Below are 25612 nucleotides of genomic sequence, written 5' to 3'. Positions count from 1 at the left end.
GAGGCCGGCGTGACGCTCTTCGATCGCCTACACCGTCAGCGCGGCCCCGTTTGCGCCCTGCAGGCTTGCTTGCAGGGCTGACCAGGGACGGTCCAACGGTTCACTTCCGTTCGTTTCTTTTGGTCTGCCCTTCGTGGTGATCCCTCTCCTCGAGGTGTCGCCGAAGTGCAAAGGTCCGGTGCCTTGCAGCGCCCGGACACTTCCAAGAGAAGCTCCATGTCTCTGATCAGCCTCAAGAATGTTGGCGTCACCCTCGGAACGCCTCTGTTTTCCGACCTGAACCTCGTCATCGGCGCCGGCGACCGCATCGGCGTCGTGGCGGCCAATGGTCGCGGCAAGTCGACGCTCCTGCACTGTCTGGCCGGCGCCGCAGAGCCCACCGCAGGCGACATCACCCGCAGTCGAGGTCTTACCGTCGGCCACGTTGAGCAGCATGTTCCGGCAACACTGCTCGACCTCACGTTTCACGATGCCGTCGCGGCCGCGCTCGATCCTGCGACCCTCGCCGGCGAAAGCTGGCGCGTCGATGTCGCGCTGGATTTGCTCGACGTGCCTCCCGGCCTGCGCGACCGGCCGGTGCGGGCGCTGAGCGGCGGTTGGCAGCGCCTGTTGCTGCTGGCACGCGTGACGGTCGCCGAGCCGGACGTCTATCTGCTCGACGAGCCGACCAACCATCTCGACCTGGAGAAGATCGCGCGTCTGGAAGATTGGCTGGCCGCCCTTTCCCGCGACACACCCGTCGTCGTTGCGAGCCACGATCGCGCTTTTCTGGACAGCGCCACCAATCGCACGCTTTTCCTGCGTCCGGTGCGCTCGCCGATCTTTGCGCTGCCCTATTCCCGGGCCCGTGTGGCGCTTGCAGAAACGGATGCCGCGACGGAGCGCCAATACCAGCGCGACATCAAGACTGCGGAAGGCTTGCGCCGGCAGGCCGCCAGGCTCAACAACATCGGCGTCAACTCCGGCAGCGATCTTTTGACGGTGAAGACCAAGCAGTTGAAAGCCCGCGCCGAGCGCCTGGAGCAGACCGCAAAGCCCGCGCACCGCGAGCGCACGGCCGGCGATATCCGCCTCGCCAACCGCGGCACCCATGCGAAAGTGCTGATCTCGTTTGACGATGCGCCTGTTTCGACGCCTGACGGGACGCTCCTGTTCACGACGGGCAAGCGAGCCATTTGCCAGGGTGATCGGATCGTGCTGCTCGGCGCCAATGGCGCGGGCAAGTCGTGCTTCATCGGGCTGGTTAGCCGCGCGATCGCGACCTCCGGTTCCGTTGCAGGCGCGAAGGTCACGCCCTCCGTCGTGCCCGGCCATGCCGACCAGGGCATGACCGGCATCGAGGGCGACGACACGCCATTCGAACTGTTGTCCCGTCGTTTCGAGCTCGGCGATCAGCGGCTGCGCAGTTTACTCGCCGGCGCCGGCCTGAATGTCGAAATGCAGGCGCGGCCGCTACGCAATCTGTCCGGCGGGCAGAAGGCCCGTCTGATGATGCTCGTGCTGCGCCTTACCAATCCCAACTTCTACCTTCTCGACGAGCCGACCAACCATCTCGACATCGATGGACAGGAGGCGCTCGAGGGGGAACTGCTGGAGCATGGGGTGAGTTGCGTGCTGGCCTCGCACGATCGCTCGTTCGTCAGGAATGTCGGCAACCGCTTCTGGTTGATCGAGAAGCGTCGGCTTGTCGAGGTCGACGATGCCGAAGCCTTCTTCGCCTCGGCGCGAAGATGAGCCCGAGGCTAATCAGCGTGGTTCCGCTCAGCCCCCGAAAGCCAGCGCGTTGGGGATTTCGAAGCGCTCGGACTTGCCGATGCGGATCATGTGGAGATCGGATTCGCGCGTGAAGCGGATGTCTTCGGTCGCGTCCGAGCTGTCTGGCTCGCCGTTGCGGAAGCGGATGATCCGCTCGCCGCCGTCGGGCCAGACGACCAGAACCTCGGCCTCGCCCTTGCTCCCACGGCTGACGCCGGCCTGGCAGGCAGACATCGGCTGCCCGAAATAGCGAGCACAAGGAATATCGCCGGTGGCGTCGAATTCAGGCTCGGCCGGCTCCGCCAACGTGGATGAATCACCAGCGACATCTTCGGAAACACTTGCCAGCGCGCTTCCGCCAGCGCCCTCGAGATAGCGCGCCGGCGCCCAGCCGGCCAGCTTGCTGGAGTGGACGTCCTCGACCTTGCACCATTGCGCGCCGTTGATCTCGCTGCAGCCAAGGTTCCTCAGCTGCGATCCGTTCGGCAGCCGCCCGATCAGCATGCCCGTGGGCGATGCGGTGGCGCGCACGTTGAGCTCATCTCCGGGCGCAAGGCCGGTGACGACGAAGAACTGCGGGCCCGATGCGTCGCCCTCCTGTGCGTGGAGCCCGGAGATCGAGGCGAGCAGGTAGGCAAAGGCGGCGGCGATGGGGGTTCGGGGCATGGGCGGCGCTCTGCAGAATCGGCGATTCGATGGGCCATCTCATGAGTCTGAGTCAGCTTTGCGGCGATGACAAGCTATTGGCTGAGATCAATCGCCGCCTCGACCTGGTCGACCGCATAGGGGACTCGATAACCATTGGCGTCGAGCCAGAGGATCGCGGCCTCCGGCTCGTCGGTCTGGATGATGGTCGCCCCTCGATCCGCCCAGAAGCCGTATGTCTCGGCAGGCATGCCGGCCGCGACAGCCAGTTCGTCTCCGCGCCCGCCGGCCAAATAGCCGCCGGCCTTGTTGACGATGGCGTATGTATTCACCCAGAGGTGCCAGTTTCCGCGTGCGGCGACGGCGCGCGCACGCGTGCTGAACAGCACGCCGCCGTCCTGCGTCAGCTTCTGGGCGCCGTCGCGCCAATTGATCATTTCGACCGCGCGGGCGTCGACAGCATCCGTCGCGCTCTCCAGGAAGCCAACATCCCTCACTGCATCGTCCGCAATGATGGGCATGAACTGGGCGTCGCCAAAACCGCTGACGAGAGCACGCGCCTCGGCCACCTTTTCCGCGCTCCAGAGGTTCTGCTTGATGATCACTTGCTCGGCCATGCCGAGCTGGCGCGCCGCGTCCACCATACCCCCGAGTTCCTCGAACCCCAGCTTGTTGTCGATATTGACCAGGATGCGGCCACGCGCGATCTCCAGCATCTCGCGAAGCGTTGGCACCGGCTCTGCGGTGGCCTGGCCTGTCGCCTCGACGACCAGCCGGCAGGAGCGCAGCTGATCGAATGTCCGTTCGTCCAGCCTGCCGCTGCACGTCGTCGTGCGGTCGAGCCAACTGTCGTGGAACACGACATGGATCCCGTCGCTGGTCTTCTGCACGTCGAGCTCGACCATCTCGGCGCCCATTCGGATCGACGCTTCGACCGCCGCGCGGGAATTTTCGGGAAAGCGCGACTTGCCGCTCATCAGGCCGCCACCACGGTGGGCGACGACCATGACATGGTCGCGCCAGTCGTTCGCATTCCCGAATCGACCGAGGATCTGCTCGGTGCGCGTGGCCTCCGCCGCCTGTCCTGGCAGGACAAGAAAAGCGCCGAGAAGTGCGCCGATCGCGAGATTTCGCATTGGAATGGTCCCCGTGACCCGACATCGGATAGCCGCGCGCTGTGACAGGCGCGTGAAGCCGGCCTGCCCTGCCCATTCGGGCTGCAAGGCTGGCAAGTTCCGCGCTCCTTCGTTAGACAGACTGGCCGCAAGGAAAGGAGATACGATGCCGAACGTGAACATCGACAACGCCTTCGTCGCGACCAGCCCGCGGGGAAATTCCTTCGAGCCGACCTATGCCGGGGCGTTGTCGTTTATGCGCCGCAAATATTCGAAGCGGGCAAGCGGCGTCGACGCAATCGTCTGGGGCGTTCCGTTCGATGCCGCGGTGACCAATCGACCCGGCGCGCGATTCGGGCCTCAGGCCATCCGGCGCGCCTCGGCCATCATGGACAACGACCCGCAGTACCCGTTCCATCGCGAACTCTTCGACACGCTGTCGGTCGTCGACTACGGCGACTGCCTGCTGGACAGCGGCCACCACCACAAGACACCCGCGACGGTCGAGCGCGAGGCGGCCAAGCTGCTGAAGTCGGGAGCCTTCCTGCTGACCCTGGGCGGCGACCATTTTATCACCTGGCCCGTGCTGAAGGCCCACGCCGCCGTGCACGGACCGCTGGCGCTGGTGCAGTTCGACGCTCATCAGGACACCTGGGCCGACGACGGCAAGGCCATCAATCACGGCACCTTTGTCGCGCGCGCGGTGCGCGAGGGCGTGATCGATCCGGACCGATCCATCCAGATCGGCATCCGCACCCATGCGCCGGAAGATCTCGGCATCAAGATTCTCTACGGCTACGACGTGGAGGAGATGCGCGCCTCCGACATCGCCTATGCGATCACCGAACGGACCGGCGGCCGGAAGACCTATGTCACCTTCGACATCGATTGTCTGGACCCCGCTTTCGCGCCTGGTACGGGCACGCCCGTCGCTGGCGGTCCGAGTTCCGCTAAAATCCTTTCTGTGCTGCGGCAACTGAACAAGATCGATATCGTCGGCGCCGACGTCGTTGAGGTTGCGCCCGCCTACGATCATGCCGATATAACGGCGATCGCCGGTTCTGCCGTTGCCATGTCCTATCTGGGACTGCTGGCGGAGAAGAAGGCACGCGCGCTGGAACTCAATTCGAACCGCTCCGAAAACGATGCCGAAACGGTCGCTTAGTCGTTGAAATTGCAGATTTTTGTTGGATTGATAGCATGAAGCCGAAAATATTCATCGATGGAGAGCATGGCACCACCGGACTGCAGATCCGGGGCATGCTGGCGGACCGCGGCGACCTCGAGATCATCTCGATTCCGACCGAGCACCGCAAGGATCAGTCGGCCCGCAAGGAATTCCTGAACAAGGCCGACCTCGCCATCCTCTGCCTGCCCGACGACGCGGCAAAGGAAAGCGTGTCGCTGATCGAGAACGACACCACCCGCGTCATCGACGCCTCGACGGCGCATCGCGTTGCCGCGGGCTGGAGCTACGGCTTCCCGGAGATGGACCGCGCGCAGCCGGCCGAGATCGCCGCAGCGAAGCGCGTCGCCAACCCCGGCTGCTGGCCGCAGGGGCCGATCGCCACGCTTCGCCCTCTGGTCACCGCCGGACTGCTCCCGGCCGACTTTCCCGTCACCATCAATGGCATCAGCGGCTACAGCGGCGGCGGACGCCAGATGATCGAGGACTACGTCGCCAGGGGCGAGGACGCGCCCGAGTTCATGCCCTATGGCTTGACGCTCAAGCACAAGCATATTCCGGAACTCAGGACCTACGCCAAGCTGGCGGTCGATCCGCTCATGCAGCCGGCGGTCGGCAACTTCGCCCAAGGCATGATCACCGTGGTGCCGCTGCAACTCGGCCAGCTCGAGCGGGTGCCCACCGGGGCCGAACTGCACGCCGCGATCGCCGATCACTACGCGGGGATCAAGGGCGGTTTTGTCGAGGTCGCGCCGCTGGGCGACATCGAGCGTTCCGCCGAGATCGAGCCCGAGCATTACAACGGCACGAACCGCATGAAGGTCTATGTCCTGGCCAACGACCAGCGCGCCCAGGCGCTGCTGCTCGCCGTCTACGACAATCTCGGCAAGGGGGCTTCGGGCGCCGCGGTCCAGAACATGGACCTCATGCTCGGCCTGGCCTGAATGGACGCTCCGGCCTTCCTCGCGCGCTGGAAGCTCGGCGCGCCGACACTGGTCGCGGAGACGATCGGCAGCAAGATCTGGCGTGCAACCCGCGAGGACGGAACGTCGGCCGTTGTCAAGGCCATGAAACCCGTTCACGACGTGCACGACGAGCTGCGCGGCGCGCACTACCTGCGCTGGAGGGACGGCCATGGCGCAGTGCGACTGCTCGACATCGAGGGCCTCGACATGCTCCTCGAGGATGCCGGCGCGGTCCACCTGACACAGTACCTCGACGCAGAGGGCGACCGTGCGGCCACGGACATTGCGGCCGGGTGCCTTGCGGAACTGTTCTCCGCATCCAGCATGCCCGCCCCGCATGAACTGCAGCCGCTCGGCGAGCGCTTGACCAGCCTGTTCGCGAGGGCGCGCGCCGATCGCGATGCCGGCGTGGAAACGCTCTATGTGGAAGCCGCAAGCGAAGCTGTAAGATTGCTCGACAGCCAGCGCGACGTCCGGCCGCTCCATGGCGACCTGCATCACGACAACATCATGCTCGGCGCGCGCGGCTGGCTGGCTATCGACCCCAAGGGCCTCATCGGGGACAGCGCCTACGACGTCGCCAACTTCTTCTACAATCCGATCGAGCGCGATGCGCTGCGCTGCGACCCTGAACGCGTGGCAATGATGGCGGACGTGTTCTCAGCGCGCCTTAGCATCCCGCAGCGCCACCTGCTCGACTTCGCCTTTGCCTATGGCTGCCTGTCCGCGGCCTGGTTTGCCGAGGACGGCATGCCCGAGGACGAACGGCGCGAACTGGCCGCCGTGAGCGTCGTCAGGGATGTGCGCCTCAGCGCCTGACGGCTGCCGCGCCTTCCAGCGGGAAACTTCCCATCGTGCCGCGCCAGTGCGCGGTCGCAAAGATCAGCACGACAAGTGCAAAACCCTGGTGCAGCAGCGCCCAATGCATATGCGCCTGGGCAAGCAGGGTGCCGACACCGATGGCCGCCTGCCCAAGGACGAGCGCCAGCAGCACCCAGGCGCGGCGCGCATGGGTGCTCGACGGCAACGACCTCATGGTTGCCACCGCATGCCAGAACGCGACCACGAGCAGCGTATAGGCAGCCATCCGGTGCACGAACTGAACGGTTTTGGGATTCTCGAAGAAATTGCGCCAGGCGGGATCGATGACCAGCAGGTCGCCGGGGACGATGGCTCCGTCCATCAGCGGCCAGGTGTTGTAGCTCAAACCGGCGTGCAGGCCGGCAACCAGCCCGCCGAGATAGACCTGCACCAGCAGCAGGAAGAGTATGAAGCCGGCGAAGCGGCGTACGCTGCGGTCCGCCGGCGCCTCGGAGTGCGGCGCCAGACCGCGCGCAATATAGGCAGTCGCCACGACGATGATGCACGCCAGCGTCAGGTGGGTGGCGAGCCTGTACTGGCTGACCGAAACGCGCTCCGCCAATCCCGACGCCACCATCCACCAGCCGATCGCGCCCTGCAGGCCGCCGAGCGCAAGCAGGCCGACGAGCCGCAGCTTGAGCCGGCTCTCGAGGCGGCCGGCGATCCAGAAGAACGCCAGCGGGATCGCGACCAGGAAGCCGACGCCGCGCGCCAGCAACCGGTGCGCCCACTCCCACCAGAAGATGCCCTTGAACTCGTCGAGGGTCATGCCCTTGTTGATCTGCTCGTATTGCGGGATCTGCTGGTACTTTTCGAACTCTTCCTGCCATTCAGCCTGGTTGAGCGGGGGAATGACGCCATGGATCGGCTTCCACTCGGTGATCGACAGGCCCGAACCCGTCATCCGCGTGGCGCCGCCGACGACGACCAGGGCGAACAGCGTGAGGAGCACGATGTAGAGCCAGGCGCGGACCAGCGTGCGGTTGCGCAGGGCGCGGTCGCGTTCGGCGAGCGGAAGGGAGGAGGCGATGGCGGTCATTCGAGGCGTCCCGTGATCGGCGCGAGTGGTGGACCATCCATTCTGGCCTGACAAGCCGGCGTTTCGCGACACGCGGTCGCGCTCAAGCGCACACGAGGCCGTTGCACGGCGACGCATCTGCCCTTAGGAGACAGGCCATGCCAGTCCGCCTCAAGAAGCTCATCGGCACGGTCCTGCTCGTCGTGCTCGTCATCGTCTACGCGATTGTCGCGACGATCGTGGCCGTGGCGCAGCTTGCCGAATCCGGACCGCTCGTGCAGTTCTCGTTCTTCCTGTTTTCCGGCCTGCTCTGGGTCCTGCCCGCCATGCTCATCATCAAGTGGATGGCCGGCCCCAGGCCGAGCAATCACTAGACGGTAACGACCATCCTGCCGGCATTGGCGAGCGGCGTCGTCACACCGGACAGCATCGTCCTCAGATGCCCGAGACGTTGATATCGCCCGTTGACCGAAATGCGTGGAAGCGCGTGCATATGGTCGGCATGCGCCGGCTGCAGCACGCCGTGACGCGTCGTCACGGCCGACACGAAGCCGGCCTCCCTCGCCAACCCTACCTCGCGGCGGCCGACGGCCGCGGCATAGCCGTAGGGATAGGCCATGTGCCTGGGGCGCACGCCTGCCTTCGCCTCGATCAATCCGATGCAGTCGGCGATCTCGCGGCGGGCCTTCTCCTCGCTGAGCCGGCTGAGATTGTAGTGACGGACCGTATGGGCGCCGATGGTCGCCAGCGGATGGGCTGCAATTTCCCGGATTTCTTCCCAGCTCATCAGGTCCCGCGCCGGCTCCTCGGGATCGACGCCCACCGACGCGGCCAGGCTGCGAAGAGATTGGCGCTGCGCGTCCTCGGCTACCTGCCCGGTAAGGAACGCGTGGAGCCACGCTTTGGCATGGAACTTCGCCGCTGCAGTCGAGCAGTCGAGCGTCTTCGTACCGCGCTGCGTCGGTACCCGTAGCATGTCGGCCGCCTCGACGATGTTCTCCATGACTTCCCACCACAGGTCGACGGCCCGATCGATCAGCGCAGGAGCGATATAGATGGCGAAGGGCGTTGCATGCTTCTCGAACACCGGCAGCGCCTCGATCAGGTTGTCGCGATAGCCGTCATCCGCGGTGATCGTTGCGAAGCGTCGTCCACCCGGACGACCGATACGCGCACAGGCCTCGTCCATTGAGACGAACTCGTACCCGCTGCACTTCATGTCCGCGATCAGGCCGTCGAGGAAATCCGGATGGATGGTCAGGTGGCGATTCACGCTCTCCGAAGAGGGCGACACCGCGGTGACCCGATGAAGCATCAGGATGGCGCCTGCGCCGCCGAGGAACGGCCAGGCCAGCGGCGCGACGCCTGAATAGCGCATGACATTCAGCGCCAGCTTCCGGATCGCCTCGCCTGCGTCGATCATTGGTTCACCTTTTTAACCTAGGTTCGCGATCGACGATGAATTTCGGGGTGCGGGTTCACGCATCCCGAATACGCCGGAAGAATTGAGGGATGGTTGACATCGCGACACCGACGCGGGGCGAAGGGGCGGCAGCGCTCCCCTGCTCCGTGGCGAGCATCGGGCCTGTCGACCTTGCCGTCGGTAGCACTGCGCCCCTGCACATCGCGACCTATGCGAGCCTCGCAGCCGATGGCATCGCGGCGCCGGCACAGACCGCCGAATGGATCGGTTGCTGGATCAAGAACGCGGTTCCCGACTGCGTGATCGCGACAATCACTGCCGAGGGTCGCCCGGTGTGGTCGCTGGCGCTGGAGATCGTGCCTTTCGGCCCCGTGCGCTGCGCGCGCTTCATGGGCGGCAAACACGCCAACGGGAATTTCCCGGCCGGAGACCGGCAGTATCTCCCCAGCTTGTCGCGCGCGCAGGTGGAAAGCCTTTGCGAGGCGATCGGTAGAGCCCGGCCCGACATCGACCTGCTATGGCTTGAGCGCCTCGCGCCGGAGATAGAAGGCGTGCGGAACCCGTTGCTGCAGCTCGACCATTCCCCCAGCCCGAACCTGGCCCTTGCCGTCACCCTGACAGGCGGGTTCGACGCAGTGCTGAAGCGGGGCAGCGCCAAGCGAAGACAAAAGAAGCACCGTTCCCAGACCCGCAAGTTCGAGGCGGCAGGCGGTTTCCGCCGCGTCCAGGCAGAAAGCCCGCAAGAGATCGACCGGCTGCTGGACGCCTTCTTCGCAATGAAAGGCCACCGTTTCCGCAAGATGGGGGTCGCCGACGCTTTCGGCGAAGAGCCGATCCGCGCCTTCTTCCGGGATCTGTTCAGGTCGGGCCTGGTCGGCAATCGGCGCTTTGTGCTTCACGGCCTTGAAGTCGCCGGCAGGCTCCGTGCCGTGACCGGGTCGAGCACATGCGGCGACCGCCTCGTCTGCGAATTCGGCGCAATCGCCGAGGATGACGTCGCACATGCCAGTCCGGGCGATTTCCTGTTCTTCGAGAACATCCGCGAAGCAGCAGACGGGGGCTTTGCGCTCTACGACTTCAGCGTGGGCGACGAGCCCTACAAGCGGCTCTGGTGCGACACCGAGATCACTCATTATGACGTGCTGCAGCCGCTTACCCTGCGGGGAAGAGCCTATGCCCTGGCGCTGAGGGCGTCGAACAGGACGAAGGGCGTCGTCAAGAACAACCCTCTCTTCTGGCGCGTGGTCAAATGGCTTCGCAGGCGCTCTGCCAGCAGCCCGCTGCCCGGCGCCGAGAGCGACGACCGGTCAGGCGGCTGACCGGCCCGGGACCGGCGACTTGGGCGGACCGTAGCCGACCGGCGAGACCAAAGTCAGGTCCTCGTAGCCACGCTCGCGAAGCGCCGAGGCGGTGTCTGCGATGGCCGCATCGCGGGGCTCCAGGACGCTGACCAGGATTTCCGCTCCGTCGCTGACGAGACGGCGGATGCCTTCGGCATCGGTCGGACCGCACTCGACCACCACCACGTCGTAGGCCGTGGTCAGCGAATCCATGATGATTGGCAGGCGATCGACCGCACGCATGGCGCGGACCGGATCGGCCGTGCCCACTGGGATCACATGGCAGTCGGAGTAGTGGTCGGTGTGGATGACGTCGGTGAACTGCGCCTCGGCGGCAAGCAGATTGGTGATGCCCGGGAAAGCCGCGCTGTCGAGCATGGGCCGCGATGCTGCGCCCGCGGCGGTCAGATCGAACAAAAGTACGCGCAGGCCCGCGTCAGCCACCTCGCGCGCCACGAGCACCGCCGCAGCAGCCGCTTCGTCGCCTTCGGGCGACACGAAGATGGCGCGGGAAGCGCCTCCCGAGATCAGTTTCTCGGCCGCTGCGTCGATCGTCACTTCGCCGAGCGGTGACGGCGTGAACGCGACCGGTTCGGGCAGATGGTCCACCGCAGAAACTTCAACAGACTGATGCGCTTGTCCATCCCACCTCAAGCGAGTGTCGAGTTCGCTTTCCTGCGCGAGCACGGTGTCCGGTTCGGGAGCGGCGAACGTTTTGCCTGCGTCGGCCGTCACCGGCTCAGCCACGCTCCCAGCCGGCATCGCGACTTCGGAGACCGGCTCGATCCGCGCACCCGCGGCTGGGCGCATGGCGCGTCCGCTGAACAGTTCGGCAAGCAACGTCACGATCGCCATGATCAGCATCGATGCGATGAAGGCGGCGCCGACGATGGGGAGCATCTTCGGGAAGTAGGGCTCGGCGGGCACCGTCGCTTCGGAGAAGACGCGCGCGTCGACCGGCAGGTAGTTGCGGTCCTTGCGGGATGCCGCCTCGCGGTAGCGCGTCAGGTAGGATTCGAGCAGTTCACGCTGGGCGGCCGCCTCGCGTTCCAGCGAGCGAAGTTCGACCTCCTCACCGCCCGCGCGCGCCGACTCCGCCTTCATGCGGTTCAGATCGCCCAGAAGCTGCTGCTCGCGCATCTGCGCCGTCTTGGCCTCCGTCTGCAGGCTGTTGAGGACGTTCTGGGCCTCGCGACGGATCTGCGCCTCGAGATCGGTCAGCTGCGAGCGCATGGATCGGATGCGCGGATGGTTGTCGAGCAGGGTCGTCGAAAGGTCGGCAATGTCGGCCTTGAGCTGCGCCTGGCGCTCACGCAGTCGCTGAATCAACTCCGACGACAGCACATCGGGCAGTGCTTCGAGCGATCCGCCGCTTTGCAGCACGCCCCGCACGCTCTCGGCCCTCGCCTCGGCCGCAGCCCGGTTGGCGCGCACCCGCGAAAGTTCGGACGTTATCTCGGACAGCTGCTGCGTGGCGAGCACCGAGTTGTTTTGCCCGAGGAGCAGGTCCGATTCGGCCCGGAAGGCGGCGACTCGCGCCTCGGCCTCCTTCACCCGCTTGGACAGATCGGCGATCTCGGGCTCCAGCCAGTCGGTGGCATCGGAGTTTGAGGCGAGCTTCGCATCTCGCTGGACCTGCAGGTAGGTTTTTGCGATCGCGTTCGGCACGTCGGCCGCCAGCTTCGGGTCCTCCGATGAAAACTCGACCACGATGACGCGCGAGTTATCAACACGATAGACGCTGAGCTTCTCGCGAAACTTCGACAGGACCCGCTCTTCCGGAGGGATCTCAGAAGGATCGGACTTCAACCCGGCGAGTACCAGCATCCAGTCGAACAACGACGGGTTGGCGGCCTCGTCGAACTCCTTCCGGTCGGCAAGGTCGAGCTGGCGGGCGACCTGCTTGAGAATATCGCTCGAGCCGATCACCTCCACCTGGCTGGTCACGCCGACTTCGTCGAGAACCGGGCTGTTCGCCTCTCCGGCTGCGTCGGTGGGCCGCGTGAACACCGATTCGCGGGTTTCGATCAGGATGCGGGTTTCGGCACGGTAGAGCGGTTTCGCCGACCACGCGAGAAGGAACGCGAGACCGGTCGCGATAAGCGCGACGACAATGATACGCTGCCAGTCTCGGACCAGACTGGAGAACAGCCTGCCGAGATCGACATCCACGTCGTTTGCCGGATTATCTGCGCGCGACATGCAACCCTCGCCCCTGCGGTCAGCGCGATCGTAAAGAGCTATGGTAACCCAGTCGTTAAGATGCCGGGTCCAACAACCGCTTTCGGGGATTGCAAAGGGCGCGGACCTGCATCGCCACCTGCTGCTGCGGCGGGACCCGCCCTTTACCGCCCATTAACCCTAACAAGTCGATAAGGGATCCATCGGAAAGCGCCGGTCGAGTTCTGGCCGCTCGTCCAGGGACTTCATCGAGAATGAAACGCCTCTTCCCTCTTCTGTCAGGTCTCCTCGCGGCATCGGTCGTGGCGGGCTGCTCCGGCTACCGGCCGGCTCCGGCTGCGTTCCACGCCGCCATGACCCAGCCCTACCGGCTCGGCGCCGGCGACCGCGTGCGCGTCACCGTGTTCGAGCAGGAGAGCCTGACCAACACCTACCGCATCGACCAGTCCGGCCACCTCGCCTTTCCCTTGATCGGCAGCGTTCCGGCGCGCGGCAAGACGGTGCAGGAGATGGAAGGCGCACTCGCGGCGCAATTGCGCCAGGGATATCTGCGGGATCCGGACGTGACCGTCGAGGTCGACCAGTACCGGCCCATCTTCCTCATGGGCGAGGTCGGCGCAGCCGGCCAGTACTCCTACGTTCCGGGCCTGACCGCCCAGAAGGCGATCGCCATGGCGGGCGGCTACTCCCCAAGGGCCAATCAGGCGAATGTCGACGTCACGCGCGACATCAACGGCAAGGTCATGACCGGCCGCGTCCTGACCTCGGATCCGGTGCTGCCGGGAGATACCATCTACGTGCGCGAACGCCTCTTCTGACGGCGCCGCCAGGAATGGAGTCGTTGCGGATCGTCCATTGCTTCCGGTCGCCCGTAGGCGGCATATTCCGGCACGTCCGCGACCTCACAGAGGCTCAGGTCGCCTCTGGCCACCAAGTCGGCATCGTGTGCGATTCGACCACCGGCGGAGCGTACGAGGAAAAGCTCTTCGACGGCATGGAGGACATGCTCTCGCTTGGCGTGCACCGCACGCCCATGCAGCGCCATATTGGCCCCGGCGACATCGCCTCGGCCTGGCGCACCTACGGAATCGTCAAGGGATTGCAGCCGAACATCATCCACGGCCACGGCGCCAAGGGTGGCGCCTATGCGCGTCTGTTCGGCTCGCTCCTGCGGGTATCCAGGTTTCGCGTAGCCCGCCTCTATTCGCCCCACGGCGGCAGCCTCCACTACGATGAAGGCACCCTCACCGGTAGGCTGTTCTTCGGCATCGAAAGGTTGATGGCGGGCTTCACCGACCACCTGCTCTTCGTGTCCGACTACGAGCGCCACGCCTATCGCAGGAAGGTCGGCGAGCCTCCCGTGCCCAACAGCCTGGTCTATAACGGCCTGCGCCCGGAGGAGTTCGAACCCGTCGCGCCCGCACCGGACGCGGCGGATCTTCTCTACATCGGCATGATGCGCGACCTGAAGGGACCCGACATCTTCATCGATGCGCTCGCCGACGCCGAGATACGCCTCGCCAAACGTCTGAGCGCGGTGATGGTGGGCGACGGCGACGCCCTGCCCCAATATCGGCAACAGGTTCAGGCACTGGGGCTAGCTGACCGCGTGACCTTTTGCCCACCGATGCGTGCGCGCGAGGCATTCGCGCTGGCGCGCACGGTGATCGTACCGTCCCGGGCGGAGGCCATGCCCTACGTCGTGCTCGAGGCGCTCGGCGCCGGCAGGCCGATGATCGCGACCGCCGTCGGCGGCATTCCGGAGATCTTTGGCGTCGCCTCGGGAGCGCTCGTGAAACCGGATCCGCATGAACTCGCCGGAAAGATCGCACTCGCCCTATCCGAACCGGAGAGCCTTTCCAGGCTCATGCCTTCCCTGCCGGAACTCAAGGCCCGCTTCGGCGTCGACGTGATGGCCGCCGAGGTCGAGCGCGCCTATCGCGGAGCGCTCGCCACCTAGGCCTCAGACTCATGAGTTCGGAGCCGCGGCCGCATTGAGGCGAGTTGGATCATGGCGAGGAAGTTGCCGGCGAGCTTGTCATAGCGGGTAGCGACGCGGCGCAAGTGCTCCAGCCTGGAGAAGAAGCGGTCCATCTGGTGCGCTCGCGGTAGAGGCGTCTGCTGAAGCAGGGTTTCCAGGGACGAGATGGTCGAGCGCCCCGGACCGCCAGCCTGTGCGCTTGCCTTGCCATTGCCACATGCCCACTATGATTCAGATTGCTCAAGAGAGGAAGGCAATGCGGATATCACTCTACGACCTCAGTGTGCCGACTTTCCTCCAAACCGTGAGCGCTGTCGGAGCCTTCCTCGACCGAACGACCAGACACTGCGCCGAGACCGGGACCGACCTGGAAGAAGTCGTGAAGGCCCGCCTCTTCCCCGACATGGCGCCTTTTCATTTCCAGATCGAAGCCCTGACGCATCATGCCGTGTGGGGGCTGGAGGCTGTGAAGACCGGCGTGTTCGCCCCACCGCCTCCGGTAGGCGCAATGCCTTTCGCCGACCTGCGGGCCATGGTCGGCCAGGCAGTAGCAGCGTTGAAGGCGTTCACCCCCGATGAGGTCAACAGCTGGTCCGGCAAGAATCTGGACATTGACCTCTTTCGACCGCTCGACGAGGATAATGCCTCCATTTCGATCTGGGCTCCGCGGACATTGGCCTTCACGTCAGAGACCTTCCTCCTCTCGTTCTCGCTACCCAACTTCCAGTTCCACGCCGTCACCGCATACAACATCCTGCGCTCGCGGGGCGTGCCGCTCGGTAAACGTGATTACGAGGGTCGGCTGCGCACCAGATCATTCTGAGCCGAAATTTGATCCCCCGCAAAGGACCGTTGCCACTCGAACACCGCGACCACGCCCTTTATCAGTTCACCCCTCGTTCAATCACATCCGTCCTCATCAAGGGTTTCTTAGGCCGTCTCTGCTATCGGCGAAGGCAGGATCACGGGGCCGAATGATGAAAGACACTGATCCCGCGGACTGCTTCTCCAGCGCCGCGGTGCACGCCTACCGCGATGCCAGCGACGAGCCAGGACGGCCCGGCGGCCTCAACCCCGTCGCCGAGCAGATAGCGGCACAATACCGCCAGGACAGCCTATCGCCCGTTATGGCCAGCGGAACGCTGCGGCTGGTCGAGTTTGCACTGCTGTTGGCCTCTGGACTGATCCTGTGCGCGACCTATGTCGGCCTGCGGTCGCCTCTGTTGTGGCACTATCTTGGCATCACGGTGAGCGCCTCGCTGATCACGGTGATTCTGCTCGAAATCACGGAAGCCTACGAGATATCGACGCTGATGCGGCCGATTCGGTACCTCGGCAAGCTGTTCGTTGTATGGACGGCAGCGTTCGCACTGCTGGCGATCGCCGGCTTCTTCCTGAAGGTCTCGGCCGAATATTCGCGCTTCTGGTTCGGCGCCTGGTATGTCGGCGGTTTCGTGCTGCTGCTCGGCCTGCGGCTTGTCATGGCGCGGTTCTTCCGTCGCTGGGCGCGCGATGGGCGCATGGAGCGGCGCGCCGTGATCGTCGGCGGCGGCAAGGCGGCCGAAACGCTGATCCGTTCGATCGAACAGCAGGAATACAACGACATCCGCATCTGCGGCATCTTCGACGACCGCGACGACAAACGCTCGCCGCCCATTGTCGCGGGCTACCCGAAGCTCGGCACCGTTAACGAACTCATCGAGTTCGCGCGGGTGGCGCATATCGACATGCTGATCGTGTCGTTGCCGCTGACCGCAGAGGCGCGCGTGCTGTCACTGTTGAAGAAGCTTTGGGTCCTGCCGGTGGACATCCGCCTCTCGGCGCATTCGAACCAGCTGCGCTTCCGCCCCCGCTCCTACTCCTACATCGGCTCGGTGCCGCTGCTGGACATCTTCGACAAGCCCATCAACGACTGGGATTCGGTCGCCAAGCGGGCCTTCGATATCGTCTTCAGCCTGATCGGCATCGTGGTCTTCTCCCCCATCATGCTTGCGACGGCGATCGCCATCAAACTCGACAGCAAGGGGCCGGTCCTCTTCAAGCAGCGGCGGCACGGCTTCAACAACGAGATCGTCGAGGTCTATAAGTTCCGCTCCATGTATGCGGACAAGTCGGACCCGACCGCCCGCAACACCGTCACCAAGAACGACCCGCGCGTGACGCGTGTAGGCCGCGTCATCCGCAAGACGTCGATCGACGAGCTGCCCCAATTTTTCAACTCGCTGTTTGGCAGCCTCTCCCTGGTTGGGCCGCGGCCGCATGCAGTAGCGGCACAGTCCCACAACAAGCTCTATCACGAAGTCGTCGACGGCTACTTCGCGCGTCATCGCGTCAAGCCGGGCGTCACCGGCTGGGCCCAGATCAACGGCTGGCGCGGCGAGATCGACAGCGACGAGAAGATCAAGAAGCGCACGGAGTACGATCTCTACTACATAGAGAACTGGTCGCTGTGGTTCGACCTGAAGATCCTGCTGCTGACCCCGATCCGTCTGCTGAACACGGAAAACGCCTATTGAGCGCCGTGGCGCAGCCGCTCAGCCGCGAGGCGATCAACGCCAAGTCGGTCGCGCTCATCTCCACGGGCGCCGTGTCGCTCGGCGTCTTCCTGTCGGGCTTCGTCATCAGGGAACCCGCCCCCTACGAGCTCTACATGGCGGGGCTGATCGCCGTCTGGTCGCTCTTCGGGCTGCGCATCTCGCGCTTCATCCTGCCGCTGCTCATCCTTCTGGTGACCTTCAACATCGGCGGCATGATCTCGATGACGCAGATGGCCAACATGGCGGGCGCGCCGCTCTATCTGGCGGTCTCTCTGTTCCTCGCCTTCACGGCCGTCTTCATTGCCGCCGTGGTCGAGGCGGACGACCGCCTCTACCGCTCCATCTTCATCGCCTGGTTGATGGCCGCGCTCCCCACCGCAACCCTCGGCATCCTCGGTTATTTTCATGCGTTCCCAGGCGCCGAGATGTTCACGCGTTACGACCGCGCGGCCGGCGCTTTTGAGGATCCGAACGTCTTCGGGCCTTTCCTGGCGCTGCCCGGCGTCTTCCTGCTCCACCGCATGCTCACCGAGGCTCCTGCGCGCATGCCCCTTTATGCGCTGCCGCTGCTCGTCGTCGCGGGCGGGATCTTCCTCTCCTTCTCGCGCGGCGCCTGGGGGCTGTTCGCCCTCTCCTCGGTGCTGCTGGTGCTGGCGCTCTTCCTCCAGACATCCAGCGGCGCGCTGCGGCTGAGAATCGTTGCAATGAGCATCGCTGCCGTTTTCGTACTGGTCATCGGCCTGCTTGTCGCGCTGCAGATCCCCAGCATCGCCGACCTGTTCAGCGCGCGCGCCCAGCTCGTCCAGGATTACGACAGCGCCCGCCTCGGCCGCTTTGCCCGCTACGACATCGGCTTCCAGATGGCGCTTGAGCATCCGCTGGGCATCGGCCCACTCGTCTTCGGCAAGATCTTTGGCGAGGACACCCACAACATCTGGCTGAAGAGCCTCATGGATTACGGCTGGCTAGGCTTCGTTTCCTATCTCGGCCTCATCGTGTGGACCGCGGCCGCCGGCTTCCGCATCCTTTTTCGCAACCGGCCCTGGCAGCCCTATCTCCTCTGCGCCTATGTCGTCTTCCTCGGTCACATCGGCCTTGGAACCGTCATCGACACGGACCATTGGCGCCACTTCTACCTTTTGCTGGGCCTGGTCTGGGCCGCGATCGCGCTTGAGGCGCGCCACCAGCGCCTCGCACCGCACACACCATTCGGGGGCGCGCAGGAGGCGCACGCCTCGGCCCGCACCAACGCAGCCTGACGCGGCCCGGGTTCAGTCTCCGGGCGAGACCCCATCACTCGACCAGGCGTATCGCTCTCGCCTGACGGCTTCGGGCCGCTCCCGTAGGCCGGCGGCTGGCCGGAACGACCTTGTCCGTCGCCACGCCGGCGAATTCAGCCGGGCCAGCTGTGGTCAACTGTCTGGCCGCGGTCACCCGATGCAGTCGCTCGTAGGGCAGAAGTTCCTTGATCTGGGCGTTGAGAGCAGCGATCTCGGCCCGAAGGTCCTCGCATTCCTGAATGCGCATATCGAGCTGAATCTGCTCCGAGGTCTGGCGCAGCGAAAGCTCCGAAAGGCTGGTGTTCGCCGCCAGGAGATCGACCTTGCAGGATTCGTTCTCCTGGACAAGCGCGGCCACCCGCTCGTCGGCGACCTGCTTTTCGGCCGCCAGGTCGCTGAGTTGCACCTTGAGCTGGCCGATCTCACCGGCGATCTCGTGCTTCTTGTGCAGGACTTCCTCCAGACGCGCCTGAGCCCCCTGAAGTTCGGTGCGCAGTCCTCGCACCTCGGTCAGGTGGCGTGTCGTCTCCGCCTCGCGATCGGTCTCCACGATGCGGGCGCGCTCCTCCAGTTCCGACTGCTTCGCCTGAGCGGCGTCGAGCGCCTTCTGCAGCCGCAGCGTCTCCTTTTCGCTTCTGGCCAGCGCGCCGAGCAGGTCCGAATGCCTGGTCGTCTCGTTGGCGTGGATTCTCGACAGTTCTTCAAACTTGTGCCGCGTGTCGGCTTCCCGTTTCATCGCCTTGTCGAGATCGATCGACAGATTGATGTTCTTTTCACGCAGCGCCTCGTTCTCCTGGGTGCGTCGGTCGACATCCACGGACTTGGCCGACACCGATTTGGAGAGGTCGGCAAGGTCCGTCGCGTTGCGTGCGATCGTGTTTACCGCCTCGACCGCCTCCAGCTTGGCGGTGGCGAGAGCCGCCCGAAGCGCTTCGTTGTCCTGGATCAGGCCGGCCTCGCGCTGCTGCAGGCGCTCGAGCAGGATTTCGCGATCCTGGTGCTTGCTGCTCGATTCCTGGAACTGATCGAACAGCTTGCGATGCTCCGCCAGCAGCGTGATGTTGGAAAGCTCCAGATCGTTGGCCCGATGGATTTCGGCATCGAGGACGTCGATGACGTGCCTGACCGAATGGTGCAGCGTCGTGACTTCGGACAGCCTTGAGTTCATTTCCCGCAGGCGCTCCTGCGCGCCCTCATAGAAACCTTCGAACGAGCGCAGCGCCTCCAGCCTGTTCTTTGTATGGGCGGTCGTCTTCTGCACAGTATCGATCTTCTGGCCTGCCGGCTCTTCTTCGGCGTCGCTGGCTTGGGAAGACGTTTCAGCAAGAGGAGTTTCCGCGCCGTCAGCGCTGACAATGTCCTTGGGGCGCTCTTCTTCCTGCAATTCGGGCGCTTCGAGATCGCCCATATCCTCCTCCAGTGCGTGAGCCATGTCCGCCTGGAGTTGTTCGAACGCCTTGTCCATTCTCCTTCCACGCTTGATCATGCCTCTGAAGTCCATGACCTACACCTCCCGAACTCTGTCAGTATTAAGGTTTTGATAACCTATTCTTCCACGCGACATTACTTTACGGAAGCGGCACGCCGCACAGAATACGAAGATAGTAAATAGTGCCGCGTCTCGAGCCTGACAGGGATGATCGAACCATCTCGGAATATTGTCTTCGGTTTCCCCGGCGGGGCATTTTTGCACGGACTTCATTGTCGCAAGTGAGATCGCTCTCCGGAAACCGGGGTTTTCCTGACGCGAGCTGGGCTGCGGCGGCCATTCTCATCGTCTTTCCACAGCGCTTGTTGGCGCCGTTTCCACGGTTCGGGTGCATTCTTCGAGGAAGCAGTGAATTCGGGCTTGCGCCGGCGTCACTCTGACTATAGGGCTCTTCCCGGTTCGGAGCGTAGCGCAGCCCGGTAGCGCACTTGACTGGGGGTCAAGGGGTCGTGGGTTCGAATCCCGCCGCTCCGACCATTTTTCCTTCCGACTTGGACCATGCTGAATCGTCCGCCGAGACGATGGCTCCATGTGGTCGTTGCTCGGCGCATGGAACCGCGCGTTGTCGCGAGCCTCCGTGCATCGCCGCACCTGATGCGAATCTTAGCCTTCGCGCTGATCGGCTGCCTGAGCGACGGCCGTCCCCGCCCGGCGGAAGCCCGGCATGACACGCCGCATGATTTCGAAGACGCCCGGCTCGTTGCCCTCCACGGCAAGGTCGTGCAGCCGTCCGAACGCTTCGCAGAGGTCAGGCAGCGGCACCGGTGTCGGGACCGCCCCGAAGACGCCCGGCACCGGCGGCGCCACGCGCTTTTCGTTCTCGTCGAACAATTCCTCGAACAGCTTCTCGCCCGGACGTCGACCGATGATCTGGATCTTCACGTCCTTGTCCGGGATGAAGCCGGCGAGTCGGATCATGCGGCGGGCAATGTCGATGATCTTGATCGGCTGCCCCATGTCGAGCACGAAGATCTCGCCGCTCCCCAACTGCTTCTCCAGCGCGTAGGCCGAGGCCTGCAGCGTGAGCTCGACCGCTTCGCGGATGGTCATGAAGAAGCGCTTCATCTCCGGGTGGGTCACGGTCAGGGGTCCGCCACGCGCGAGCTGACGCTTGAAGAGGGGGACGAGCGAGCCGCTCGAGCCCAGCACGTTGCCGAAGCGGACGGTGACGAAGCGTGGGGCGCCAGGCTTGCCGGCGCAGTCGAGGTCCAGCGCCTGGCAATACAGTTCGGCAAGCCGCTTCGTCGCGCCCATGACGTTTGGCGAGTTGACGACCTTGTCGGTGGAGATCTGCACCATGCAGAGCGCGCCCCAGCGCTTCACCGCTTCCGCCACGTTCATCGTGCCGCAGACATTGGTGAGCACGCCCTCGCAAGGGTTCAGCTCCACCATCGGCACATGCTTCAGGGCCGCGGCATGAAACACCAGCTCAGGCTTGTGCTCGGCGAACACGTTGTCCAGCCGGCGCCTGTCGCGCACGTCGCACAGATGCGCGGATCGCGCGACACCGGAGTATTTTTCCGCCAGATCAAGATCGACCGAATAGAGATTGAACTCGCAATTGTCGACGACGACCAGGCGGGCCGGCGACAGAGCCGCAATCTGCCGCGCCAGTTCGCTGCCGATCGATCCGCCGGCGCCTGTCACGAGCACGCGTCGGTTCCGGATGAAGCGCTGCAAGGCCTGCACGTCCAGTGCCGCCTGCGGACGTTCGAGCAGGTCGGTGAGCTCGATCGGGCGCAGTTCGAAGGCGTTGGCGCCGCGCGTGTGGCGTAGTTCGGTCGCAGGATTGAGGCGCGAGACCGCGATGCCGATCCGATCCGCCTGGGCTATCAGCCGCTCCACAGTGGCGACGCCGAAGGAGGACAGCGGCGCCGTGAAGATGAGATGGCGGGGTCGCTGCCGACGACTGTCGAGCTCTGCGATGACTGGCTCGAATTCGTCTGTGGTGCCGAGCACCGGGACGCCCCTGAGCATTGCGCCGGTTTCCGAAGGCGAGCTGTCGAGGAAGCCCACCGGCCGGTACGTCGACGTCGGGTCGCGCTGAAGCGCACGAAGGTAGATGTCCGCCTCCTGGCCGGGGCCGACCAGCAGGACCGGGACCATCTCGTTGACGCCGCTCACCGCGCGCAGCGCCGCCGGCGCCAGGGTCCACAGGTCTTCCTGCCTGAATGCGAGTCTCACGGCCGCCAGCATCGATGTCAGCAGCACGAGTTCGATGGCGATGATGGAATGCGGGATGAACGAGAAGCGGGAGTAAAGGAACACGCAGGTCGTCAACATCATCGAGGCGATGAGGATCGCTTGCACGAGCACGATGTAGTCTGCGATCGATGCGTATTTCCATTTGCGCTTGTAGAGACCTGCAGCCGGAAAGGTGACTGCGCAGATCGCGACGAAAACCAGCGTGAACACGAGCAGGGCGTTTGCTGCCTCGGGCTTTGCCACGAAGAATTGCGAACCGACGCGGAGCCAGCTGGCGAGCACGAGCGCGAGCGCGCTCAACGCAAGGTCGATGGCGAACAGGCGTCTGTTGCGCATCGCCGACTTTATCGCCGACGCGATCCACGAACGCACCGACCTGTACCAGGACTTGGCGTAGCGCTCACCGGTCGAGCGCGCAGTTGCTGCGAGATCCGTATCCGCCATCGTCAGCCGTCGTTGCTTTTGCAGGGAGCGGCCGATCCGGCCCCTCCGGCAGGTGGATGTTTCAGAGGGAGCACGCGCCCGGCCTCGAGACGCATCCTGAAATAGATCGCGGAGTCTGCAAACAAGCGCGGGCCGCAGGACCTGTCAGTAAAAACCCACGACGGGGTTCAGGTGGGACTGGATCTGCAAGAGCGCGCAAAAACGGCCGCCCCCGCGCGGCAGCGGTCGGCCGTGCCGGAAAGCGATGCGAGACGCAACAAGCGTCAGGAAAAAGTGCAATGCTTGCGATTTTGAGTTATGCGCGGACGAAACCCGGCTCGCCCTACGGGGCGAAAACTGCGCCAAGCTTCGAATGCACGCGCGGTTTCGCGCTGGCGCCGCCCTGACGCCATTGGGTGACGTGGATGCATTCGCCGTCTCCGCAACGCACAACGAACCCCTCGTCAGTCTCGCACTGCACCTGCCCTGCAAGGCCGATGTAGCGGTGGGAGTCCTCGTAGGACGCCGCGGCATCAATCACGAGCCTGCCGTTTTCATTTGTGGTGAACGCACCCGGATATGGATCGCCTGCTGCGCGGATCAGCCGGAGAATCGCGTCCGCGGGTTGATGCCAGTTGATGCGGCCGTCGTCCGGCGTCCGCTTGGCGCAATATGTCGCCAGTCGATGATCCTGTTCGATCCGCGGCGCATTGCCGGACCGCGCCAGTTCGACCGCCCGCGGCAGCATGCTCGCCAACGCATTGGTCTGCTTCGCATAGAGTGTTCGCGCCGTCTCGTCGTCAGCCACCGCGATCTGCTCCTGCAGCAGGATCGGCCCGGAATCGATCCCCTCGTCCAGCCAGAACAAAGTCGCCGCCGTCGACGGTTCTCCGAGCAGGATGGTCCATGGGATCACCGCGCGGCCTCGCATGCGGGGCAGCGGCGCTGGATGAAACCCAATATTCCCCATCCGCGCGATGGAGCGGAACGCGCCGCGGCAGATCTGGGACCAGCCGATGACGAGGACCAGGTCCGGCTCAAGGGCCGACAGCGCCTCAAGCACCGGCTGCGAGTTGACGCTGCGCGTGCGGACCACTTCGATGCCGGCCGCCTGTCCCCGCCCCCCAAGGTCGACGAAATCGGAGTGGCGGTCGGCGGCACCGGCTTCCAGCGTGATCAGCATGTCGGGGGGCATTCCGGCGCGCACAAGTGCGTCGAGCGCGATGGCGGAGCCTTCCACGGCGCCAACGAACGCCGTCCTCATGAGGTGGCGCCTGTGGCTTGGACATCGGCGGCCTCGGCCCGGGCCTGACGGCGGTGCAGATCGGCCCGAGCCTCTGTCAGGCGCCGCTGGTTGATCCGCTCCCCGCGCAACACCGTAAACGCAGTGAGCACCAGGATCCAGGCGTCCAGCTTCGCCGAGCGATGGTCGATGTACCAGAGGTCGAGCGCGATCTTGTCGATATCGGAAAGTCGCGTGTTGCCGTTCACCTGGGCCCACCCTGTCAGCCCCGGCCGAATTGCGCACCGCGCCCTGCCAAGCGCACCGAAGGCAGCGAGCACCGAAGGCGGAAGCGGCCGTGGCCCGACAAAATTCATGTCGCCGCCAGCGATCGCAAGCAGTTGGGGGATCTCGTCCAGACGCACCGCGCGGATGAGCCGGCTCAGCGGCGTCTGCCGGTCAGCGTCCGCCAGCAGCTCTCCGCGCGCGTCGCGCAGATCGTGCATCGTGCGAAACTTGACGATGGTGAAGGGTCGCCCGCCCAGGCCGCTGCGAACCTGCCTGAACAGCAGCGGTCGCCCGAGGGAGACCCAGATCAAGCCCGCAGTGATCGCTGCGGGGATTGCGCCGACGACCAGCGCCAACACCGCCGCGCAACGCTGTGAGAGCCGGGCTCGCCGATCGAGCAGGAGCGGACCGAATTCCGTGTCTGTTCCTGTCCCGGCGACCATGCCTTCAACGCCTCACTGCACCGCCAAAGGCAACGTTGCCACAGCCTCCTGAGCGGAGGTGTCGCGAATTCTCACGACGAGCACGTCGCCCGGAGCCAGCATGCTGTTTCCTGTCGCGGGGATGTCGACCGTCTCATCGCCGCCCTCCCTGCGGATCGTGAAATCGAGAACGATCTGCTTGTTCCGTGAGAGCTTTTCTGCCGTGAGGTTCGTCATGAGCACGAGTTGCTCCTCCGCCCTCCGGTGCTCGGCCAGGAAGGCGGCAAGGCTGACATTGTGGGCCTGAAGATCGACGAGCGCGTTGACGTTCCTGCTCTGAGAGAGCTCCACCAGCCGGCTCTTGAGCACTCCGATGTTGGTTCTACCGTTTGAGAGACTGGCCAGGACCTGGAGTTGCCTGGCCTCCTCCTGCGCCAATTGGCGCTGTCTGTCGGAAATGTTGGCCTGTGTGTTCAGGCCCTGCTTGCGGAGGGTTTCCGTGCGTTTCAGATCGGATTGGGCGATCTCGATGACCTTCTCAACGTTCTTGAGCAACTCCTCCAGAAGCGCCAGCCCTTTCTCGGCATCTGCAATCTGTTCGCTGAGGACCGCCTGCTGCGCCGTAAAGCTGTCGGTGTTGGCCTTCGCGATGCGCTGCTCAACCTTGAGCACGGACTCCGCGAGAGGGCCGGTCACGAAGGCGCGCGCGGAAGCGGGAATGTCTTCGGGCAGTATGGACGATCGGCCGGCGAGTTCGGCAGTCACGCGCGCATATGCGAGCGCCTCGCGTATGACGTTGGCTTCGGCAGCCTCGATCTCGCCGCCAAGGCGAGCACGGGCGAGGACGGGATCTTCGATCGTGGCCGTCGTAAGCTGGCCGCCCGCGAGGCCAATCGCCTTCTCCACCGAAAGCCGCGCCTGGTAGGGGTAGCTGCCCGGCTGCCGCACATCCCCGACGACGAAGATCGGCCGATAAGCGCTGATGGAGAAGCCGATCTTCGGCGCCACGAATATGCTCTGGTCCACATAGCGGCGGGTCAAGGTCTCCAGGGCCTCCTCGACGGACAATCCGGCAACTTTGACCGCTCCGAGAAATGGAGCCTGGATCGACCCGTCGAGAGCGATCGTTTGGTCAACCGGCTCCTTCTCGTCGTCGAGAATGTCCACCCTGACCGTGTCGCCGGGCGCCAGCGGATAGTCGGATTGAGCGGCGGACGCCTGCCAGGCCGTGCCCGTCATCAGGGCAAGAGCCGTCAGCATTCCTGTTCCGGTTTTC

Annotated in this window: 21 protein-coding genes, 1 tRNA gene and 1 pseudogene; 12 read left to right on the top strand and 11 right to left on the bottom strand. The window is 64.7% G+C overall.

What is annotated here, in order from left to right:
- Positions 1–216 precede the first annotated feature (216 nt).
- The gene (locus PD284_RS13480; RefSeq protein ID WP_274628701.1) at positions 217–1734 is read left to right on the top strand and encodes an ABC-F family ATP-binding cassette domain-containing protein; all 1518 of its coding nucleotides are present in this window, start codon (positions 217–219) and stop codon (positions 1732–1734) included.
- Between the two features lie 27 nt (positions 1735–1761).
- On the opposite strand, the gene PD284_RS13475 is transcribed toward PD284_RS13480, so the two are convergent.
- Together PD284_RS13475 and PD284_RS13470 are read right to left on the bottom strand one after the other, a co-directional pair.
- On the bottom strand, positions 1762–2421 hold the full coding sequence (locus tag PD284_RS13475) for an SH3 domain-containing protein (protein ID WP_274628700.1): 660 nt from the start codon (positions 2419–2421) through the stop codon (positions 1762–1764).
- Between the two features lie 74 nt (positions 2422–2495).
- Positions 2496–3536 (bottom strand): glycerophosphodiester phosphodiesterase family protein, encoded by a 1041-nt coding sequence (locus PD284_RS13470; RefSeq protein ID WP_274628699.1) that lies wholly within the window; start codon positions 3534–3536, stop codon positions 2496–2498.
- A 145-nt stretch (positions 3537–3681) separates the two neighbouring features.
- On the opposite strand from PD284_RS13470, the gene speB reads away from it, so the two are divergent.
- The 3 genes from speB to PD284_RS13455 are packed head-to-tail and all read left to right on the top strand — an operon-like array spanning position 3682 to position 6485.
- Positions 3682–4680 carry an agmatinase gene (gene speB, locus PD284_RS13465; protein WP_274628698.1) on the top strand — a complete coding sequence of 333 codons (999 nt, stop codon included), beginning with the start codon at positions 3682–3684 and terminating at the stop codon, positions 4678–4680.
- 35 nt (positions 4681–4715) lie between these two features.
- Positions 4716–5645: an N-acetyl-gamma-glutamyl-phosphate reductase gene (argC, locus tag PD284_RS13460; RefSeq protein ID WP_274628697.1), complete on the top strand. Its 930-nt coding sequence runs from the start codon at positions 4716–4718 to the stop codon at positions 5643–5645.
- Positions 5646–6485: an aminoglycoside phosphotransferase family protein gene (locus PD284_RS13455; RefSeq protein ID WP_274628696.1), complete on the top strand. Its 840-nt coding sequence runs from the start codon at positions 5646–5648 to the stop codon at positions 6483–6485.
- Here the strand turns inward: PD284_RS13455 and PD284_RS13450 are convergent.
- Positions 6475–7566 carry a COX15/CtaA family protein gene (locus PD284_RS13450; RefSeq protein ID WP_274628695.1) on the bottom strand — a complete coding sequence of 364 codons (1092 nt, stop codon included), beginning with the start codon at positions 7564–7566 and terminating at the stop codon, positions 6475–6477. The two genes, PD284_RS13455 and PD284_RS13450, sit on opposite strands and share 11 nt — an antisense overlap.
- A 137-nt stretch (positions 7567–7703) precedes the next feature.
- On the opposite strand from PD284_RS13450, the gene PD284_RS13445 reads away from it, so the two are divergent.
- The gene (locus tag PD284_RS13445; protein WP_274628694.1) at positions 7704–7919 is read left to right on the top strand and encodes a DUF2842 domain-containing protein; all 216 of its coding nucleotides are present in this window, start codon (positions 7704–7706) and stop codon (positions 7917–7919) included.
- Here the strand turns inward: PD284_RS13445 and PD284_RS13440 are convergent.
- The gene (locus PD284_RS13440) at positions 7916–8968 is read right to left on the bottom strand and encodes a polysaccharide deacetylase family protein (protein ID WP_274628693.1); all 1053 of its coding nucleotides are present in this window, start codon (positions 8966–8968) and stop codon (positions 7916–7918) included. The genes PD284_RS13445 and PD284_RS13440 overlap by 4 nt on opposite strands.
- Positions 8969–9057: 89 nt before the next feature.
- On the opposite strand from PD284_RS13440, the gene PD284_RS13435 reads away from it, so the two are divergent.
- Positions 9058–10287, top strand: a complete 1230-nt coding sequence (locus tag PD284_RS13435; RefSeq protein ID WP_274628692.1) for a GNAT family N-acetyltransferase — start codon at positions 9058–9060, stop codon at positions 10285–10287.
- Here PD284_RS13435 and PD284_RS13430 read toward each other — a convergent pair.
- Entirely contained in the window at positions 10276–12510 is a 2235-nt protein-coding gene (locus tag PD284_RS13430) for a GumC family protein (RefSeq protein WP_274628691.1), read from the bottom strand. The genes PD284_RS13435 and PD284_RS13430 overlap by 12 nt on opposite strands.
- Positions 12511–12743: 233 nt before the next feature.
- Here PD284_RS13430 and PD284_RS13425 point away from each other — a divergent pair, with 233 nt between their 5' ends.
- The gene (locus PD284_RS13425; protein WP_274628690.1) at positions 12744–13307 is read left to right on the top strand and encodes a polysaccharide biosynthesis/export family protein; all 564 of its coding nucleotides are present in this window, start codon (positions 12744–12746) and stop codon (positions 13305–13307) included.
- Between the two features lie 14 nt (positions 13308–13321).
- Positions 13322–14449 (top strand): glycosyltransferase, encoded by a 1128-nt coding sequence (locus PD284_RS13420; protein ID WP_274628689.1) that lies wholly within the window; start codon positions 13322–13324, stop codon positions 14447–14449.
- Here the strand turns inward: PD284_RS13420 and PD284_RS13415 are convergent.
- Positions 14446–14633, bottom strand: a pseudogene (locus PD284_RS13415) (IS5/IS1182 family transposase); the annotation flags it as partial. The gene PD284_RS13420 and the pseudogene PD284_RS13415 overlap by 4 nt on opposite strands.
- Positions 14634–14687: 54 nt before the next feature.
- Here PD284_RS13415 and PD284_RS13410 point away from each other — a divergent pair.
- The 3 genes from PD284_RS13410 (at position 14688) to PD284_RS13400 (ending at position 18266) form a co-directional block, all read left to right on the top strand.
- On the top strand, positions 14688–15293 hold the full coding sequence (locus PD284_RS13410) for a DUF1993 domain-containing protein (protein WP_338036653.1): 606 nt from the start codon (positions 14688–14690) through the stop codon (positions 15291–15293).
- A 154-nt stretch (positions 15294–15447) separates the two neighbouring features.
- Entirely contained in the window at positions 15448–16986 is a 1539-nt protein-coding gene (locus PD284_RS13405; protein ID WP_274630631.1) for an undecaprenyl-phosphate glucose phosphotransferase, read from the top strand.
- The gene (locus PD284_RS13400; RefSeq protein WP_274628688.1) at positions 16983–18266 is read left to right on the top strand and encodes an O-antigen ligase family protein; all 1284 of its coding nucleotides are present in this window, start codon (positions 16983–16985) and stop codon (positions 18264–18266) included. Before PD284_RS13405 ends, PD284_RS13400 begins: the two co-directional genes overlap by 4 nt.
- A 34-nt stretch (positions 18267–18300) precedes the next feature.
- On the opposite strand, the gene PD284_RS13395 is transcribed toward PD284_RS13400, so the two are convergent.
- Positions 18301–19752: a coiled-coil domain-containing protein gene (locus tag PD284_RS13395; protein ID WP_274628687.1), complete on the bottom strand. Its 1452-nt coding sequence runs from the start codon at positions 19750–19752 to the stop codon at positions 18301–18303.
- A 424-nt stretch (positions 19753–20176) separates the two neighbouring features.
- On the opposite strand from PD284_RS13395, the gene PD284_RS13390 reads away from it, so the two are divergent.
- A tRNA-Pro gene (locus tag PD284_RS13390) sits at positions 20177–20253 on the top strand.
- 126 nt (positions 20254–20379) lie between these two features.
- Here PD284_RS13390 and PD284_RS13385 read toward each other — a convergent pair.
- The 4 genes from PD284_RS13385 to PD284_RS13370 all read right to left on the bottom strand — a co-directional run bounded on the left by PD284_RS13385 (position 20380) and on the right by PD284_RS13370 (position 25596).
- Positions 20380–22425 carry a polysaccharide biosynthesis protein gene (locus PD284_RS13385; RefSeq protein ID WP_274628686.1) on the bottom strand — a complete coding sequence of 682 codons (2046 nt, stop codon included), beginning with the start codon at positions 22423–22425 and terminating at the stop codon, positions 20380–20382.
- A gap of 322 nt (positions 22426–22747) precedes the next feature.
- Complete coding sequence (locus PD284_RS13380) at positions 22748–23668, bottom strand: methionyl-tRNA formyltransferase (protein ID WP_274628685.1); 921 nt, start codon at positions 23666–23668, stop codon at positions 22748–22750.
- Positions 23665–24315 (bottom strand): sugar transferase, encoded by a 651-nt coding sequence (locus PD284_RS13375; RefSeq protein WP_274630630.1) that lies wholly within the window; start codon positions 24313–24315, stop codon positions 23665–23667. The genes PD284_RS13380 and PD284_RS13375 overlap by 4 nt, the downstream gene beginning before the upstream one ends.
- A 54-nt stretch (positions 24316–24369) precedes the next feature.
- Positions 24370–25596 (bottom strand): polysaccharide biosynthesis/export family protein, encoded by a 1227-nt coding sequence (locus PD284_RS13370; RefSeq protein WP_274628684.1) that lies wholly within the window; start codon positions 25594–25596, stop codon positions 24370–24372.
- Positions 25597–25612 lie beyond the last annotated feature (16 nt).

It is taken from the genome of Mesorhizobium shangrilense (genome assembly GCF_028826155.1).
In the GTDB taxonomy this organism is placed as follows: domain Bacteria; phylum Pseudomonadota; class Alphaproteobacteria; order Rhizobiales; family Rhizobiaceae; genus Arvimicrobium; species Arvimicrobium flavum.
Note: the sequence above shows the minus strand (reverse complement) of the source record. Positions and strands in the feature narration are given on the sequence as shown.

Excerpts from the sequence above, each read along its gene's own strand:
- speB (WP_274628698.1), top strand. The coding sequence starts at position 3,682 with ATGCCGAACGTGAACATCGACAACGCCTTCGTCGCGACCAGCCCGCGG.
- PD284_RS13370 (WP_274628684.1), bottom strand. The coding sequence starts at position 25,596 with ATGCTGACGGCTCTTGCCCTGATGACGGGCACGGCCTGGCAGGCGTCC.
- PD284_RS13395 (WP_274628687.1), bottom strand. The coding sequence starts at position 19,752 with ATGGACAAGGCGTTCGAACAACTCCAGGCGGACATGGCTCACGCACTG.
- PD284_RS13420 (WP_274628689.1), top strand. The coding sequence starts at position 13,322 with ATGGAGTCGTTGCGGATCGTCCATTGCTTCCGGTCGCCCGTAGGCGGC.
- PD284_RS13470 (WP_274628699.1), bottom strand. The coding sequence starts at position 3,536 with ATGCGAAATCTCGCGATCGGCGCACTTCTCGGCGCTTTTCTTGTCCTG.
- PD284_RS13430 (WP_274628691.1), bottom strand. The coding sequence starts at position 12,510 with ATGTCGCGCGCAGATAATCCGGCAAACGACGTGGATGTCGATCTCGGC.
- argC (WP_274628697.1), top strand. The coding sequence starts at position 4,716 with ATGAAGCCGAAAATATTCATCGATGGAGAGCATGGCACCACCGGACTG.
- PD284_RS13435 (WP_274628692.1), top strand. The coding sequence starts at position 9,058 with ATGGTTGACATCGCGACACCGACGCGGGGCGAAGGGGCGGCAGCGCTC.
- PD284_RS13450 (WP_274628695.1), bottom strand. The coding sequence starts at position 7,566 with ATGACCGCCATCGCCTCCTCCCTTCCGCTCGCCGAACGCGACCGCGCC.
- PD284_RS13385 (WP_274628686.1), bottom strand. The coding sequence starts at position 22,425 with ATGGCGGATACGGATCTCGCAGCAACTGCGCGCTCGACCGGTGAGCGC.
- PD284_RS13405 (WP_274630631.1), top strand. The coding sequence starts at position 15,448 with ATGAAAGACACTGATCCCGCGGACTGCTTCTCCAGCGCCGCGGTGCAC.
- PD284_RS13380 (WP_274628685.1), bottom strand. The coding sequence starts at position 23,668 with ATGAGGACGGCGTTCGTTGGCGCCGTGGAAGGCTCCGCCATCGCGCTC.
- PD284_RS13425 (WP_274628690.1), top strand. The coding sequence starts at position 12,744 with ATGAAACGCCTCTTCCCTCTTCTGTCAGGTCTCCTCGCGGCATCGGTC.
- PD284_RS13480 (WP_274628701.1), top strand. The coding sequence starts at position 217 with ATGTCTCTGATCAGCCTCAAGAATGTTGGCGTCACCCTCGGAACGCCT.
- PD284_RS13410 (WP_338036653.1), top strand. The coding sequence starts at position 14,688 with ATGCCCACTATGATTCAGATTGCTCAAGAGAGGAAGGCAATGCGGATA.
- PD284_RS13475 (WP_274628700.1), bottom strand. The coding sequence starts at position 2,421 with ATGCCCCGAACCCCCATCGCCGCCGCCTTTGCCTACCTGCTCGCCTCG.
- PD284_RS13440 (WP_274628693.1), bottom strand. The coding sequence starts at position 8,968 with ATGATCGACGCAGGCGAGGCGATCCGGAAGCTGGCGCTGAATGTCATG.
- PD284_RS13455 (WP_274628696.1), top strand. The coding sequence starts at position 5,646 with ATGGACGCTCCGGCCTTCCTCGCGCGCTGGAAGCTCGGCGCGCCGACA.
- PD284_RS13445 (WP_274628694.1), top strand. The coding sequence starts at position 7,704 with ATGCCAGTCCGCCTCAAGAAGCTCATCGGCACGGTCCTGCTCGTCGTG.